Origin of the sequence: Pseudorhodoferax sp., from assembly GCF_047601025.1 — a bacterium.
GTDB lineage: Bacteria > Pseudomonadota > Gammaproteobacteria > Burkholderiales > Burkholderiaceae_C > Pseudorhodoferax.
Window position 1 is genome coordinate 2300954 of record NZ_JASGJZ010000001.1, and the last position, 14677, is coordinate 2315630.

The window sequence follows — 14677 nt, forward strand, 5'->3', positions numbered from 1 at the left end:
CGCCGCCGGCCGCGGGCTCAGGCGCGCGGTGGCCAGGTCCGGTAGGGCGCCAGCGCCTGCAGGTCGGGCACCGCGCCGAGCCCGGGCGTGCGCGGCACGGGCACGCGCCCGTCCGACACGGGCAGCAGCGCGCCGACCACCGCCTCGCGGCCGGCGTTGGGGTGGCAGTCGAACTCCAGCAGCCCCTCGCCGCCCGCGGCGGCGAGCAGGTGCAGCGAGGCCAGCAGGGAGATGCCGCCGCCGAAGTAGTGCGGGCAGTAGCGCTTGCCGGCCGCCACCGCCTGGCGCGCCACCGCCCAGTTGCCGGTGATGCCGCCCCACTTCGTCACGTCCGGCTGGATGACCTGCAGCACCTGGCCGGCGATGGCGGCGTCGAACTGCGCGCCCTGCAGGTTCTCGCCGCCCGCCAACGGCGTGGTCGAGGCGCGCGCGAGCGCCTGCCAGTCCGCCGGCGGCGCGTCGACCCGTATCGGCTCCTCGAACCAGTCGAGCCCCAGGGGTTCGACCGCCCGCGCGAAGGCGATGGCTTCCTCCAGGCCGTGGGTCTGGTTCGCGTCGCAGGTGATCACCGCCTGCGGCCCGAGGGCGGCGCGCATCTCGCGCAGGTTGCGCACGTCCAGCGCGTGGCCGAAGCCGGTCTTGAGCTTGAAGGCGCGGTGGCCCTCGGCCTGGCGCGCCGCGGCGAACTTCTCCGGCGCGTCGGGGTTGATGCCGGTCGCGTAGACCGGAACGCTCTCGACCTCGCGCGCGGACAGCAGGCGGTGCAGCGGCTGCCCGGCCTTGCGCGCGGCCAGGTCCCACACGGCGATGTCGATGCCCGCCACGGCCTGCGCGATCGGGCCGACCTCGCCGGTCTGGATCACCAGCACTTCCAGCGAACGGCTGAACTGTTCGAACAGCTGCTGCGGCGTGTCGTAGGTCTGGCCGACCAGGCGCTCGCCCAGGTCGACCACGAGCCGCGCGCGGTGCTCGGCGCCGACGGCGGGCCAGTTGGCCCAGGCTTCGCCCCAGCCCACCGCGCCGTCCCGGTCGACCACGCGCACCAGCACGAACGGCCGGTCGCGGAAGGTGCCGAAGGCCACCTTGATCGGCTGCGCGACGGGCACGCGGAAGGCAAAGGCTTCGATGGAGGCGAGCTGGATCGGGTTCATGGCGTCGGGGTTCTCTCGGTTCGGGCGCCCGCCAGGGCGAAGCGGGGTTCGGGCAGGCCGCGCACGCCGGCGTCCAGCGCCAGCAGCGCGCCGGCCAGCGGCTGCGCCTGCAGCTGGGCGGGCGTCATCTGCTGGCTGGCGGTCGTGACGTACAGCACGTCCAGGCCGGGGCCGCCGAAGGCGCAGCAGGTGGGCCGCTGCACCGGCAGCGGGACGATGCGGTCGATGCGGCCGTCGGGGGCGTAGCGCACGACGCGCCATGCGTTGAACTCGGCGTTCCACAGGAAGCCCTGCGCGTCGACCGCCGAGCCGTCGGGAAAGCCCGGCGGCGTCGTCGCCGCGAGCACGCGTTCGGCGCCCGGGTGCCCCGTCGCCGGCGCGTAGTCGTAGGCGAACAGCGTGTAGCGCAGCGAGTCGGCGAAATACATCGTCGCCCCGTCCGGGCTGAACGCCAGGCTGTTGGGGATGCAGACGCCCGACCGCTCGGCGCGCAGCACCGGCCCGTCCAGGCAGTACAGCACGCCTTCCGGCGCCCGGGTGCGGTTGTGCATGCTGCCGACCCAGAAGCGGCCCTCGCGGTCGCAGCGGCCGTCGTTGAAGCGGTGCTCCGCCGGCATCGGTGGCGGCTCGACGAAGGGCGCGAGGCTGCCGTCGCGCGGATCGAACAGCGCCAGCTGCCGGGGCAGCGCCACCAGCAGGCGCCCGTCCTCCACGAGCGCGATGGAGCCCACCAGATCGGGCAGGGGCCAGGTGTCCACCGCGCCGCTCGCGTGGTCGAGCCGGCGGATCGCGGGCTGGCGGATGTCGACCCACCACAGGCAGCCCGCGCGCTCGTCCCACAGGGGGCTCTCGCCCAGGATGTCGCGCTGCCTGCCGATGCGCACGGTTGGAGTCATGGCCAGATGCGTGTGTGTGTCCGAAGTGGGCCGGATCGTAGGCGCGCCGGCACGCCGCCGGCCATCTGCTTTGCGGCAACCGGGGGTTCGCGCACCGCGAAGTCAGGGAATGCCCGGGGATTCGACTTTTCGCGAAGTGCGCCTTGCCCAAGTTCCAATTCCTGCGCGCGGGCATCGGCTCCTAGCATCCTCCCGAAACTTCCGTACGGAGACCAGCCGATGAACATCGCCACCCCGGTTCCCGGCGCGCACAGCGCGGACCGGCACCTGTTCCAGGGCCTTGCGCCCGGCGCCCTTTTCTCGCTCGCCGGCAAGGTCGCCCTGATCACCGGCGGCGCGGGCGGCATCGCCTCGGGCCTGGCGCGCGGCTTCGCGGCGGCCGGCGCGCGCATCGTCCTGGCCGACCGCAGCGAGGCCGTCCACCAGCGTGCGCAGGAACTGCGCGAGGCCGGTGCCGACGCGCACGCGCTGGTGTTCGACGTGACCGACGAGCAGGCCGTCGCCGCCGCGATCGAGCAGGCCGTCGCGACCTGCGGCCGCCTGGACATCGCGGTGAACAACGCCGGCGTCATCGTGCGCACGCCCTTCCTCGAACTGACGAAGCAGGAGTGGCAGAAGGTGATCGACGTCGACCTGACGGCCTGCTTCCTCGTCGCCCAGCAGGCCGCGCGCCGGATGGTCGCGCAGGGCGGCGGCCGCATCATCAACATGGGTTCGATCATGAACCACGTGGCGCGCCCGCGGCTGGTGCCCTACGTGTCGGCCAAGGGCGGCGTCTCCGCCTTCACGCGCGCGCTGGCCGCCGACCTGGCCGGCACCGGCGTGACGGTCAACGCGCTGGCGCCCGGCTACACCGCCACCGAGTTCAGCCAGGCCAACGACAAGGAGTTCAACGCCTTCGTCACCGGCTGGACGCCGGCCAGGCGCTGGGGCCGGCCGGAGGACATCTGCGGCGCCGCGCTGCTGCTGGCCTCCGACGCGGGCGCCTACATCAACGGCCACACGCTGTACATCGACGGCGGCTTCCTGTCCGTCACGCGCTGAACGGCGATGTCGGAGGCTGCCATGAATTTCGCCAAGGCGCCGCGGGCCGCGGCAGCGCGCCGCGCCGGGTCCGGCCAGGCAGGGGTGCGGCGCGTGCTGCGGCAGCGCTGGTTCGTCGCCGTGCGCACCTTCGCCGTGTTCGTCGCGCTGTGGCACGCGCTGTTCCTGTGGAACGCCAATCCGCTGCAACTGCCCTCGCCGGCCTCGGTGCTGTCCGCGCTGCGGGACCTGGCGGCCAGCGGCGAGCTGCTGGAGCATGCGGGCATCAGCGCCACGCGGCTGCTGGTCGCGCTGGCCATCGCGATCGTGCTGGCCGTGCCGCTGGGCTTCTGGATGGGCGCCAGCCGCACGGCCGAGGCCTACATCGACCCCATGGTCGAGCTGCTGCGCCCCATCTCCGGCATCGCGTGGCTGCCGCTGGCCCTGTTCATCTTCGGCATCGGCGACACGCTGCCCGTGTTCATCATGGTGTACGTCGGCTTCTTCCCGATCCTGATCAACACCATGGCGGGCGTGCGGCAGACCGACCGCAAGCTGGTTGCCGCCGCGCACACGATGGGCGTCGGCCGCACCGCGCTGCTGCTGCACGTGCTGGTGCCGGCGGCGCTGCCGATGGTGATGGTGGGCGTGCGGCTGGCGTTCGCCGCCTCCTGGGCCGCGATCGTGGCGGCGGAGCTGATCGGCTCGCCCAGCGGCCTGGGCTTCGCCATCGAGTGGAACCGCCAGATGCTCATGACGCCGAACGTGTTCGCGTTCATCGCCGTCATCGGCCTGGTCGGCTACCTGTGCGACCTCGCGCTGCGCGCGCTGCAGCGCCGGCTCACCCCCTGGTCCGAAGGAACGGAGCTCGCATGAACCCGACCCTTGCCGCCGTCCCCGGCGAAGCATCGCGCTGGCGCCGCGGCGCCCGCAGCGTCGCCTTGCCGCTGGTCCTGCTGCTGCTGTGGCAGGCCTGGGCCTCGACCCTGCCCGCCGATAGCCCGGCGCCGGCGCCGCTGCGCGTGGCCCGCGCGGCCGTCGAGCTGGTCGCCACCGGCAACTTGCTGCAGGCCACGGCGCAGAGCCTGGGCCGCGTCGCGCTCGGCTTCGCCGGTGCGCTGGTCGTCGGCGTGGTGCTGGGCCTGCTGATGGGCTCGAGCCGCGCGGTGCGCGAGAACCTGGACCCCATCATCGAGAGCTTCCGGCCGATCGCGCCGATGGCGCTGCTGCCCGTGGCGATCCTGTGGTTCGGCACCGGCACGCCCACCGCGCTGGCGATCGTCGGCTACGCGGCCTTCTTCCCGGTGGTGGTCAACACCGTGTACGGCGTCAGCCGCGTGGACCGCAAGCTGGTGCTGGCCTCGCTCACCATGGGCGTGCCGCGCCCGACCATCCTGCTGCGCGTGATCCTGCCCGGCGCGGCGCCGAGCATCCTGCTGGGTGCCCGGCTCGCCATGGGCGTGGCGTGGACGGCCATCATCGCCGCCGAGCTGGCCGTGGGCGCGAAGTCCGGCGGCGGCGGCTCGGGCGGCATCGGCCAGATGATGTTCGTCTTCTATGCCTACAACATCGACCTCAACGCGATCGTCGTCTGCATGGTCATGGTGGGCGTCGTCGCCCTTCTGATCGACCGCGTCTTCCGCGCCGCCGAGGCGCGGCTGCTCCGCTGGAGAACCTGACATGAGCACACCCACCGCGCCCAAGCTGCACCTCCAGGGCATTACCAAGAGCTTCATCGCGCCGCGCACCGGCCAGCAGACGCTGGCGCTGGCCGACGTCTCGCTGGACATCGAGGACGGCGAGTTCATCTGCATCGTCGGGCCTTCGGGCTGCGGCAAGTCCACCGTGCTGAACCTGATCGCCGGTCTCGACAAGCCCACCGCCGGCGTGCTGGAGAAGGACGGCGTGCCGATCCAGGGCCCCGGGGCCGACCGCGGCGTGATGTTCCAGGACTACGCGCTGATGCCCTGGCAGACCGTGCAGGACAACGTCGGCTTCGGCCTGCGCTACGGCACGCCGGGCAAGGCGTTCTCCGCCGCGCAGCGCGAGGAGCGCATCCGCCATTTCGTCGAGCTGGTGGGCCTGAAGGGCGCGGAGAAGAAGTACCCGCACCAGCTCTCGGGCGGGATGCGCCAGCGCGTCGCGCTCGCCCGGCTGCTGGCCAACGGGCCGGACATCCTGCTGCTGGACGAGCCGCTCGGCGCGCTGGACGCGCAGACGCGGCTCATCCTGCAGATCGAGCTGCTGCGCATCTGGGGCCAGACCGCCCCGCGCGCGCAGCGCAAGACCGCCGTCTTCATCACGCACGACATCGAGGAGGCCGTGTTCCTGGCCGACCGCGTCGTCGTCATGAGCAGCCACCCAGGCCGCGTGCGCGCCGTGCTGCCGATCGACCTGCCGCGCCCGCGCGACGAGCACGCGCGCGCCCATCCGCGCTTCGGCGAGCTCGCCGAGCAGATCTGGCGCCTGATCCGCGACGAGGCCTACCGCGCGATCGACGGCGCGGAGGCGGCGACCGGCGCGGCCGCCACCAGCAGCGCCTGAACCGGGCCACGCACCGACCACCCCCGACAGGAGACACCCATGTCCAATCCGATTCCCGCCATTTCCCGCCGCCGGCTGGCGCTGGGCGGCGCCGCGCTGGCCGCAGGCGCCCTGGTGGGCGCGCCCGCCTACGTGCACGCCCAGGGCTCGCGCCAGCCGCTGAAGCTGTCGATCGGGCGCATTCCCTGGTCGGCCGGCAACTCGCCCATGACGCAGTACATGATCGAGCACAAGCTGCTGGAGAAGCGCGCCGCCGAGTACGGCTACGACCTCGCGATCGACTGGCGCGAGTACCCGACCGCGCTGCCGATGGTGGAGGCGATGGTCGGCAACAACCTGGACATCGGCATGTGGGGCAACACGCCCATCATCCGGGCCATCGCCTCCGGCCTGCCGATCAGCCCCCTGGTCGTCGGCGAAGGCCACCTGCGCTTCCTGATCACCACGCGCAACGGCTCGCCGATCCGCAACGTTGCACAGCTGCGCGGCAAGACCATCGGCGTCTCGCTCGGCGGCGACCCGCAGAGCGCGCTCACCGAGATGCTCAAGGCCGAGCTGGGCGTGCAGGACGTGATGAAGGAGGCCGGCATCCGCTACGTCAACATGCCCACCCATGCGCAGGCCGCGTCGGTGCCCACGGGGGTCGACGCCACCTGCACCATCTCGCCGGCCTACTACGCCGCGCAGGCCAGCGGCACCGTGGCGATCGCCAACTCCTTCGGCTACACCGAGGACTACTACGAGGGCCCGCTGGGCAAGGGCGGCGGCATCCTGATGCCGTCCGTGAAGAAGTCGCAGTTCTTCCCCGACGGCTACTACCTGCACCGCTCGTTCTGGATCGGCCGCAACGCGCTGATCGACCAGCATCCCCGGGCGGTCGCGGCCTTCATCGTGGCGCAGCAGGAAGCCGTGGCGGCGCTCTCGGCCATGGACCCGGGCGAGGTGTCGCAGCTGGTCAAGCAGTACTGGAAGCTGGACGCCGCCGCCGGCGGCAAGGTGGTGAAGGACGACGTGCTGTTCGCCCGCGGCTGGTCCTGGCCCACCGAGAAGGACGCGCTGGCGATCCTGGCCTCGTCGCGGTACATGGCCGACAACAAGCAGATCCAGAAGCCGCTGTCCTGGGAGACGGTGCGCGCGCAGTTCCAGCGCGCCGCGCCGCTCGTCAAGCAGGCCTACGACAAGCTGGGCGCCAAGCCCGAGGCATCGGAATTCCTGCGCACCGACGTGGCCGACCTGCGCGGCCGCCCGGTGTGGGAAATCGACCAATGGGGGCAGCCCGGCTGAGACGCGGTGAACGCACCCCTCACCATGCACCGCTTCCGAGCGCACCCTTCCCGCAATTCCCCAACCTGAAAGTGAAGTGAACATGAAAGTCGGATTCATCGGTCTCGGCGTGATGGGCGGCCCCATGGCCCTGAACATCCTCAAGGGCGGCCACGCGCTGACCGTCTACGACCGCAGCCCGCAGGCGGTCGAGCGCCTGGTGCAGGCGGGCGCGCAGGCGACCGCCTCGCCCCGGGAGGTCGGCGCGGCCAGCGAGGTCGTCGTCACCATGCTGCCCGAGCCGCAGCACGTGGAGCAGGTGGTGCTGGGCCAGGACGGCGTGATCGAGGGCCTGCGCCCGGGAGGGCTGGTCATCGAGATGAGCACCATCGACCCGCAGACCTCGCGCCGCGTCGGCGACGCGCTGCGCGCGCGGGGCATGGAGCTGGTGGACTCCCCCGTGGGCAAGACCTCCGAGCACGCCGCGACCGGCACGCTGACGCTGATGGTCGGCGGCAACCAGGCCGCCATCGACCAGGCGATGCCGGTGCTCAAGTGCATGGGCACGGACACCTTCTTCTGCGGCGGCCCCGGCACCGGGCACGCGATGAAGATCACCAACAACCTGCTGGCCACCACCATCATGATGGCCAACACCGAGGCGCTGGCGATCGGCATCAAGTCGGGCCTGACGCTGGAGCTGATCCAGCAGGTGATCCGCACCACGATGGGCTGGAACCAGCAGCTGGCCGTGGCCATGCCCAAGAAGGCCTTCGTCGGCGACGACAGCCCGGGCTTCGCGATCAAGCTGGCCTGCAAGGACGTGCGCCTGGCCTGCGACCTGGGCGAGGCGCTGGGTTTTCAGCCGCTGGTCGGCCGCGCCGCCCAGAAGACCATGGAGAACGCCATCGCGCGCGGGCTGGGCGACCGGGACACGGCCGCCATCCTGTTCGAGCGCGAGCGGGAGCTCGGCATCCAGGTCCGCCAGGGCCCGGCCGCAACCCAGGCCGCCTGAACCCGCGCCCACGGAAGGAATCGCCATGCCCGCCTACGTCATCAACGACATGGAAGTGACGGACCCGCAGCGGTTCGAGGAGTACAAGAAGCTGTCGCCGGCCACGGTGGCGCAGTACGGCGGGCGCTTCCTCGCGCGCGGCGGCCGCACCGAGGTGCTGGAAGGCGCCTGGTCGCCGCGGCGCCTGGTCATCCTGGAGTTCCCCAGCGTCGAGCAGGCCCGGGCCTGGATCGACTCGCCGGAGTACGCGCCGGCGCGCCGCCTGCGGCAGCTGTCCGCGGTCTCGAACCTGATCCTCGTGGAAGGGGCGGCGCCGCCGGCCTGAACGGCGCGCAGCGCCCGCGCGCCCGGCGCGGCCGGGCTCTTTTGCGTCGCGGCGCATCGGCAGGAGCGAGAAGGGCCGCTTGCGCGGCCCTTCGTGCGTTCAGCCTGGTGCGTTCATGCTGGCGTCGCCGGCAGCGGCCCGTGCTCCCCGATGCCCGGCACCGGCGCGAAGGCCGGGTCGTCCCATTCCGTGACATAGGGCGGCGCCGGTACCTCCGCCACCCGGCCGTGCACGTCCATGCGCCGCGTGCGCAGCTGCGGGTGGGTGATCAGGTCGTGCACCGAGTTGATCGCGCCGTAGGCCGTCTGGGCCTCGGTGAGGCGGTCGATCACCTGGGCATACGTCAGGCGGCCGAATACGGCCTGCACGGATGCCTCGAGCTCCTCGCGGTGGCGCGTGCGCAGGCTGTTGCTGGCGAAGCGCGGGTCGGCGGCGAGTTCGGCCTGGCCCAGCACGACCTGGCAGAAGCTCGCCCACTCGCGCTCGTTCTGGATCGACAGCACCACCTCGCGGCCGTCGGAGCAGATGAACGAGCCGTAGGGGGCGATGCTCGGGTGCTTGAGGCCGACCCGTTCGGGCGCGCCGGAGCCGTAGCGGGCCTGCAGGTAGGGGACGGCCATGAGCTCGGCGGCCGAGTCGAACAGCGAGACCTTGACGCCGCTGCCGCGGCCGGTGCGCGCGCGCTGCAGCAGCGCCTGCTGCACGCCGATGAGCGCGTTCATGCCCGCCGTGATGTCGCAGACCGAGACGCCGATGCGGCCCCAGGGCCCGGGCGCGCCGCTGACCGCGACCAGCCCGCTCTCGGCCTGCACCAGCAGGTCGTAGGCCTTGAGCTGGTGCAGCGGTCCGGCTTCGCCGTAGCCGCTGATGTCGCAGGTGACCAGGCGCGGGTGCGCGGCGCGCAGCTGCGCCGCGCCGAAGCCCAGGCGCGCCGCCGCGCCGGGCGCGAGGTTCTGGATGAACACGTCCGCCATGCCGACCAGGGCGTGCAGCCGCGCCTTGTCCTCGGCGCGGGCGAGGTCCAGCACCACGGATTCCTTGCCGCGGTTGGTCCAGACGAAGTAGGAGGATTCGCCGAACACGGCGGTGTCGTAGCCGCGCGCGAAGTCGCCGCCGGGACGCTCGATCTTGATGACGCGCGCGCCGGCATCGGCCAGCCGGCTCGAACAGTAGGGGGCCGCGACGGCCTGCTCGAGCGCCACGACGACGATGCCTTCGAGCGGTTTGCTGCTCATGGGTGTCTCCTGCCTGGTTGCGGCCTGCGCCGTGTCAGCCGTAGTAGTGGACGACGGTCTTGGTGGTGCTGACTTCGTCCAGCGCCGCCAGGCCCTTCTCGCGCCCGTGGCCGCTGCGCTTGGTGCCGCCGAAGGGCAGTTCGACGCCGCCGCCGGCGCCGTAGCAGTTGATGAACACCTGCCCCGAGACGATGCGGCGGGCCAGGCGCTGCTGCCGCGCGCCGTCGCGCGTCCACACGCCGGCCACCAGCCCGAACTCCGTGCCGTTGGCCAGCGCGACGGCCTCGTCCTCGTCGTCGAACACCTGCACGGCGAGCACGGGCCCGAAGACCTCGCGGCAGACCAGCGGGTCGTCCGACGGCACGGGGCCGAACACCGTCGGCGGCACGAAGAAGCCGCCGGTGCCGGCCGGCACCGGCGCCTGCGCCAGCAGGGGCAGGCCGCCGCGCTGCGCGTTCTCGATGAAGTCGAGCACGCGGCGCTGCTGCGTCGCGTTGATCACCGGGCCCAGGTCGGCGTCCTCCCCGGGCACGCCGATGCGCAGCGCGGCGAAGCGCGCCGCCAGCCGTTCGATGAAGGGTGCGTAGATGCTGCGCGCCACCAGCACGCGGCTGCCCGCCGAGCAGGTCTGCCCGGCGTTCTGCGTGATGGCCCCGCACACGCTGGCGGCGGCCGCGTCGAGGTCGGCGTCCGGGAACACGAGCTGCGGCGACTTGCCGCCGAGCTCCAGCACGACGGGGATGTGGTGGATCGCCGCGGCTTCCTGCACCAGGCGGCCCACCTCGGGAGATCCCGTGAAGGAGATGAAGGCGATGCCGGGATGGCGCGTCAGCGCGGCGCCGGCTTCCTCGCCCAGGCCGGTCACGATGTTGAGCGCGCCGGCGGGAAAGCCCGCCTGCAGCGCGAGCGCGCCGAGCTCCAGGCAGACCAGGCAGGCTTCCTCGGCGGGCTTGAGCACCGCGGCGTTGCCCATCGCGAGCGCGGGCGCCAGTGTGCGCCCGAACATCTGGGCGGGATAGTTCCACGGCGTGATGTGTGCCGTCACGCCCAGCGGCTCGCGCACGACGGCCACGCTGTAGTCGTTCAGGTAGGGGATGACCTCGCCGTGCACCTTGTCGGCGGCCTCGCCGTAGAACTGGAAGTAGCGCGCCACGGCGCGGATGTCGGCGCGCGCCTGCGAGATCGGCTTGCCGGTGTCGTGCGCCTCGACCCAGGCCAGCCGTTCCTCGTGCGCGAGCACCAGCCGGGCGAAGGCCTGCAGGATGCGGCCGCGGCCGGCGGCGTCGGTGCGGCCCCATTCGCCCGCCAGCGCCGCGTGCGCCGCCGCCACGGCCGCATCGACGTCGGCCGCCGTGCCGCGCCCCAGCCAGGCCAGCGGCCGGCCGCTGGCCGGCGCGGCCACGCCGACCACGTCGCCGGCCTCGTGCCAGGCGTTGCCGATCAGGTGGCCGTATTGGGGAAGGGCGTCGCGCCAGCGGCGCGCATGGGGGTACAGGTCGGGATCGGCGGGCTGCATCGACTGGCTCCTTGGGCTGGCGGCCGCCCGCGCCGCATGCGCGGGTCAGCCATGCGGGAGATTCTTCGAGCTGCCGCAGCCACCGTCCATGGGAATCTGGTCAAGTCGGACTCTGTGTTTTTCGAAGCATGCCGGGCTCACCGCGCGCGCCGAGACGAGGTGCTCGACCAGCTTCGCCACCGAGGTGCTCGCGCTGCGGTCCTTCTTGGCGCACACGAGCATGTTGCGCTCGGCCCAGGGCTCGGGCAGCGGGCGCACCACGAGCCCGAGCGCGTCGCCGATCACGCTGGCGCTCTCGAAGGGCAGCAGCCCCAGCCCGAGGCCGGCCTGCACCATGCGGCACACCGCCTCGAAGCTGCGCACCTGCACGCGCAGCTGCAGCGTGCGCTCCTCGATCACGGCCTGCTCCGTCAGCAGCCGCATCATCGACGCGTTGGACTCCAGCGCGACGAGGTCGTCGTCCAGCACGTCGGCGAACTTCAGCGTGGGCAGGCGGGCCAGCGGATGGTCGGCGGGCATGACGACCGCGATGCGGTCGGTGCAGTAGACGCGCATGTCGAGGCCGTCGGTCTGCACCCCCTCCACGACGATGCCCACGTCCGCTTCGCCGGCCAGCAGGTCGTGCACGATCTCGCTGCTCCAGCGTTCCTGCAGGGCCAGGCGGATGTCGGGGTTGGCCCGCTGGAAGGCGGCCAGGTCGGCCGGCAGCGACTCGGTCATGGCCGAGGTGTTGGCCTGGACCCGCAGCGCGCCCTTGCGGCCGTCGGCGTGGTCCTGCATCTCCGCCTGCATCTGGTTGATCTCCAGCAGCAGCGTCCTGGCGTGCGGCAGCAGCGACTCGCCGGCCGGGGTGAGTTCCACGCCGCGCGGCGACCGCTCCAGCAGCGCCGTCTTGAAGCGGTGCTCGAGCAGCGCCATGCGCCGGCTCGCGGCGGCCAGGCCGATGTGCGAGGCCTCGGCGGCCTTGGTGAGGCTGCGCAGTTCCGCTGCGCGAACGAACAGGGCCAGGGAGTCGATGTCAGGAAGCATGGCTGTCTCGTCCGGTTCTCACGAAGATGGCGCGCTATCCGCCGGCCTGGAACACCGCGACGTCGTAGGGGCCGAGGTCGATGCGCCGGCCGGCGCCGGCATCGTCGATCTGCACCGCCACCGCCGTGCCCTGCAGGTTCGCGACCAGGACCTCGCGGCGGCCGTCGGCTTCCAGCGCGAGGGCGGCCACGGCCTCGGGTTCGAAGACCCGGGCCCGTCGCCAGCTTGCCGGGCGCCCGAGGCGGCGCATCACCTCGAACGCCGGCACCGGCCCGTCCGGTGCCACCAGCGCCGCGTCGCCCGCGAGGTCGAACAGCGTGATGGCCTGCGCGCCGCTGCACACGAACTGCGCCAGGTAGCCCAGCGCCCAGGCGGCGCCGTACTGTCCGCGCGTGCGTGGGTCGCGCCGCGCCAGCGCGGTCCGGCGCCCGCCGTCGGAGTCCGGCTGCCCGCCGAAAGGGCTGCGGCGCGCCCCGATGCCGCTCGGACCGACGTGCACCGGCACCTGCCCGTGGCGCTGGCGCAGCGTCGCGACCATGGCGGGCAGGCTCTGCAGCCCGGCCATGATCTCGTCGTCGCTGCTGCCGTGCACCACGCTGGCGGTGCCGAAGCACAGGAAGTCGCAGGTCCCCAGGTCTTCGATGCGGTTGAGCTGGGTGAAGAACAAGGGGGTGCCGCCGCCGATGCGCGACGCCGGGAAGGCGCGCCGCGCCGCGGCGATGACGGGCGCGGTGCTCGGGAACACCGCGACGGCCCGCGGCACCACCGCCGCCGCCCGCAGCGCGGCGGCGATGCGCTGCAGCGCGGCCGCCGCGTCGCCGCCGGCCGGTGTGTCGATCTCCAGGTGGAGCGCGCATCCGGCCGCGTCCAGCAGGCGCGCGATGCCGGGCCCGTCGACCGCGTCGCCCGACTGCAGCGACAGGTGCAGGTGCGCCGGCGCCAGCGTGCGCAGCGCCGCGTGCACTTCCGGCGGCGCGTGCAGGTCGGCCGCCGAGACGGCCGTGCCGATCGCCGGCAGTTCCCCTTCGGCCGCGCCGATGCCGACGTGCACCGGCCCGGCGCGGCGCCCGTGCGCAGGCCGCGGCACGGACTCGATCGACAGGTCCGCGCACTGGCGCAGCACGGTGCCGGCGCGCAGCAGGTAGGGGCGCGGCATCAGGTTCGAGCGGCTGTAGGTCTTGAACGAGGCATCGGCGTTGTTGCGCTGGTCCTCCAGCTCGAAGTCGTCGCCGGTCAGGCGGGCGACGGCCCAGGCGTCGTCCGCGAATTCGTGCCGGAGCGCGCGCACCAGCGTGAAGGGCGGCCAGGGCGCGATCAGCGTGGGGAAGGTGGACGCGCTGCGGCGCCCGTCGGTGTGCTCGACCTCCACGAGCCGGCCGCACGCGGCCAGCGGGTGCATGAGCACGATGCCGGTGCGGCTGGTCCACAGGTCTTCGCGGACGGTGGCGGTGGCCGTGTAGCGCAGGCTCCGGGCGCTGCCCGCGATGCGGATCTCGAAGGCGATCTGCGCGCCAGGCCCGGCATGGCCGCGCACGCAGGCCTCGAAGCCCGCGCCGGACTGGAGGTGTTCCACCTGCTGCACGTGCGCCGCGGGCGTGCCCCAGTGCGGATCGCGGTGGAGCAAGTCCACGCCGTGCCAGACCTCGTGGCCCTCGCAGAGGATGGGGCCGAGCCGCGTTCCCTGCAGCCGGGCCGCCAGCGGGCCGGCGTGCAGGGCCAGCGCGGGCGCGACGGCCTCTTCCGTGCCGAACAGCCGCCGCAATGCCTGCGGGCTCATGCCGCGCGGCTGGGCTCCGGCCGGCCGGCCTGCGCCAGCACGCCGCGCACGCGCTGCGCGGTGGCCGCGTCGATGCGGTGGCCGGCCAGCGCCAGCACGACCGTGCGCTCGCACAGCGCGCGGTACAGCGGCACGCTGTCGGCGCCGAAGCGTTCGAGCGCCTGCACGTGCTTGCGCACCGAGGCGACGTCGCCGCGCGAGACCGGTCCGGGCATGCCCTGCGCCAGCCCCGCCTGGGCGATCGAGGCCACGGTGCCGCGCACCAGCGGCAGCAGCGCCCGGACCGCGCTTTCTTCGCTCGCGCCCCAGGACTGCCACATGGCCGCGGCCTCGTGCAGCAGCGCGTTGACGAACTGCGACGTGTAGCCCGCCGCCGCGTGGTAGAGGGGGCGCGCGCCGGGCGGCAGCCGGTTCACCGCGCAGCCCAGGCGCTGGGCCAGGGCCACCAGCAGCGCGTCGAGCGGCTGCGCGGCCTCGACCGTGACGGTGCAGCCGGGCAGCGAACGCGCCGCCGCCTCGGGGTCGCCGAAGGTCTGCAGCGGGTGGAAGCCGCCGATGTGGGCGCCGTCGGCCGCCGCCTTCGCGAGCGCCGAGACCTTGGTGGCGCCGCTGCAATGCACGGCGAAGGTCCCGCGGCGCCAGCGCACGGCGCGGGCGGCGGACTCGATCGTTTCGTCGGGCGTGGTCACGAAGACCAGGTCGCAGCGGTCGGCGACGGCCTGCGCGTCCAGCACCGCGCAGCCCGGCAGGCGCTGCGCCAGTTCCTCAGCCTCGCTGTGCAGCCGGCTCGCCGCGCCGGCCACGCGCAATCCGCGTTCCGCGGCATGCCAGGCGAGCGCCTTGGCCAGGCGGCCGCAGCCGACGAAGCCGATGCTCAGGCGATCGAGGTCCATGGCGCGCCCG

The 14677-nt window shown here is 73.1% G+C and carries 14 protein-coding genes; 7 read left to right on the forward strand and 7 right to left on the reverse strand.

Annotation, left to right across the window (positions count from 1 at the left end):
* Window positions 1-17: 17 nt before the first annotated feature.
* Both QM782_RS10870 and QM782_RS10875 read right to left on the reverse strand, forming a co-directional pair.
* A complete protein-coding gene (locus QM782_RS10870; protein WP_415202931.1) occupies window positions 18-1151 on the reverse strand; it encodes a mandelate racemase/muconate lactonizing enzyme family protein in 1134 nt (377 codons plus the stop codon).
* Window positions 1148-2047 carry an SMP-30/gluconolactonase/LRE family protein gene (locus QM782_RS10875; RefSeq protein ID WP_415202932.1) on the reverse strand — a complete coding sequence of 300 codons (900 nt, stop codon included), beginning with the start codon at window positions 2045-2047 and terminating at the stop codon, window positions 1148-1150. The genes QM782_RS10870 and QM782_RS10875 overlap by 4 nt, the downstream gene beginning before the upstream one ends.
* Before the next feature lie 219 nt (window positions 2048-2266).
* On the opposite strand from QM782_RS10875, the gene QM782_RS10880 reads away from it, so the two are divergent.
* The 7 genes from QM782_RS10880 to QM782_RS10910 all read left to right on the forward strand — a co-directional run bounded on the left by QM782_RS10880 (window position 2267) and on the right by QM782_RS10910 (window position 8217).
* The gene (locus tag QM782_RS10880; RefSeq protein WP_415202933.1) at window positions 2267-3091 is read left to right on the forward strand and encodes an SDR family NAD(P)-dependent oxidoreductase; all 825 of its coding nucleotides are present in this window, start codon (window positions 2267-2269) and stop codon (window positions 3089-3091) included.
* 21 nt (window positions 3092-3112) lie between these two features.
* Entirely contained in the window at window positions 3113-3946 is an 834-nt protein-coding gene (locus QM782_RS10885) for an ABC transporter permease (RefSeq protein ID WP_415202934.1), read from the forward strand.
* Entirely contained in the window at window positions 3943-4749 is an 807-nt protein-coding gene (locus QM782_RS10890) for an ABC transporter permease (protein WP_415202935.1), read from the forward strand. The genes QM782_RS10885 and QM782_RS10890 overlap by 4 nt, the downstream gene beginning before the upstream one ends.
* Window position 4750: 1 nt before the next feature.
* The gene (locus QM782_RS10895) at window positions 4751-5614 is read left to right on the forward strand and encodes an ABC transporter ATP-binding protein (RefSeq protein WP_415202936.1); all 864 of its coding nucleotides are present in this window, start codon (window positions 4751-4753) and stop codon (window positions 5612-5614) included.
* Window positions 5615-5653: 39 nt separating this feature from the next.
* Window positions 5654-6898 (forward strand): ABC transporter substrate-binding protein, encoded by a 1245-nt coding sequence (locus QM782_RS10900; RefSeq protein ID WP_415202937.1) that lies wholly within the window; start codon window positions 5654-5656, stop codon window positions 6896-6898.
* A gap of 82 nt (window positions 6899-6980) precedes the next feature.
* Window positions 6981-7892 (forward strand): NAD(P)-dependent oxidoreductase, encoded by a 912-nt coding sequence (locus QM782_RS10905; RefSeq protein WP_415202938.1) that lies wholly within the window; start codon window positions 6981-6983, stop codon window positions 7890-7892.
* A 25-nt stretch (window positions 7893-7917) separates the two neighbouring features.
* The gene (locus QM782_RS10910) at window positions 7918-8217 is read left to right on the forward strand and encodes a DUF1330 domain-containing protein (protein WP_415202939.1); all 300 of its coding nucleotides are present in this window, start codon (window positions 7918-7920) and stop codon (window positions 8215-8217) included.
* Between the two features lie 113 nt (window positions 8218-8330).
* Here the strand turns inward: QM782_RS10910 and QM782_RS10915 are convergent, their stop codons facing one another.
* The 5 genes from QM782_RS10915 to QM782_RS10935 are packed head-to-tail and all read right to left on the reverse strand — an operon-like array spanning window position 8331 to window position 14667.
* Window positions 8331-9452 carry a CaiB/BaiF CoA transferase family protein gene (locus QM782_RS10915; RefSeq protein WP_415202940.1) on the reverse strand — a complete coding sequence of 374 codons (1122 nt, stop codon included), beginning with the start codon at window positions 9450-9452 and terminating at the stop codon, window positions 8331-8333.
* A 34-nt stretch (window positions 9453-9486) separates the two neighbouring features.
* Complete coding sequence (locus QM782_RS10920) at window positions 9487-10968, reverse strand: aldehyde dehydrogenase family protein (protein ID WP_415202941.1); 1482 nt, start codon at window positions 10966-10968, stop codon at window positions 9487-9489.
* 45 nt (window positions 10969-11013) lie between these two features.
* A complete protein-coding gene (locus QM782_RS10925) occupies window positions 11014-11997 on the reverse strand; it encodes a LysR family transcriptional regulator (protein WP_415202942.1) in 984 nt (327 codons plus the stop codon).
* A gap of 34 nt (window positions 11998-12031) precedes the next feature.
* The gene (locus QM782_RS10930) at window positions 12032-13774 is read right to left on the reverse strand and encodes a hypothetical protein (RefSeq protein ID WP_415202943.1); all 1743 of its coding nucleotides are present in this window, start codon (window positions 13772-13774) and stop codon (window positions 12032-12034) included.
* A complete protein-coding gene (locus QM782_RS10935; RefSeq protein WP_415202944.1) occupies window positions 13771-14667 on the reverse strand; it encodes a Rossmann-like and DUF2520 domain-containing protein in 897 nt (298 codons plus the stop codon). Before QM782_RS10935 ends, QM782_RS10930 begins: the two co-directional genes overlap by 4 nt.
* Between the last annotated feature and the right edge of the window lie 10 nt (window positions 14668-14677).

Excerpts from the sequence above, each read along its gene's own strand:
- QM782_RS10920 (WP_415202941.1), bottom strand. The coding sequence starts at position 10,968 with ATGCAGCCCGCCGATCCCGACCTGTACCCCCATGCGCGCCGCTGGCGC.
- QM782_RS10915 (WP_415202940.1), bottom strand. The coding sequence starts at position 9,452 with ATGAGCAGCAAACCGCTCGAAGGCATCGTCGTCGTGGCGCTCGAGCAG.
- QM782_RS10910 (WP_415202939.1), top strand. The coding sequence starts at position 7,918 with ATGCCCGCCTACGTCATCAACGACATGGAAGTGACGGACCCGCAGCGG.
- QM782_RS10930 (WP_415202943.1), bottom strand. The coding sequence starts at position 13,774 with ATGAGCCCGCAGGCATTGCGGCGGCTGTTCGGCACGGAAGAGGCCGTC.
- QM782_RS10885 (WP_415202934.1), top strand. The coding sequence starts at position 3,113 with ATGAATTTCGCCAAGGCGCCGCGGGCCGCGGCAGCGCGCCGCGCCGGG.
- QM782_RS10905 (WP_415202938.1), top strand. The coding sequence starts at position 6,981 with ATGAAAGTCGGATTCATCGGTCTCGGCGTGATGGGCGGCCCCATGGCC.
- QM782_RS10900 (WP_415202937.1), top strand. The coding sequence starts at position 5,654 with ATGTCCAATCCGATTCCCGCCATTTCCCGCCGCCGGCTGGCGCTGGGC.
- QM782_RS10890 (WP_415202935.1), top strand. The coding sequence starts at position 3,943 with ATGAACCCGACCCTTGCCGCCGTCCCCGGCGAAGCATCGCGCTGGCGC.
- QM782_RS10880 (WP_415202933.1), top strand. The coding sequence starts at position 2,267 with ATGAACATCGCCACCCCGGTTCCCGGCGCGCACAGCGCGGACCGGCAC.
- QM782_RS10875 (WP_415202932.1), bottom strand. The coding sequence starts at position 2,047 with ATGACTCCAACCGTGCGCATCGGCAGGCAGCGCGACATCCTGGGCGAG.
- QM782_RS10895 (WP_415202936.1), top strand. The coding sequence starts at position 4,751 with ATGAGCACACCCACCGCGCCCAAGCTGCACCTCCAGGGCATTACCAAG.
- QM782_RS10935 (WP_415202944.1), bottom strand. The coding sequence starts at position 14,667 with ATGGACCTCGATCGCCTGAGCATCGGCTTCGTCGGCTGCGGCCGCCTG.
- QM782_RS10870 (WP_415202931.1), bottom strand. The coding sequence starts at position 1,151 with ATGAACCCGATCCAGCTCGCCTCCATCGAAGCCTTTGCCTTCCGCGTG.
- QM782_RS10925 (WP_415202942.1), bottom strand. The coding sequence starts at position 11,997 with ATGCTTCCTGACATCGACTCCCTGGCCCTGTTCGTTCGCGCAGCGGAA.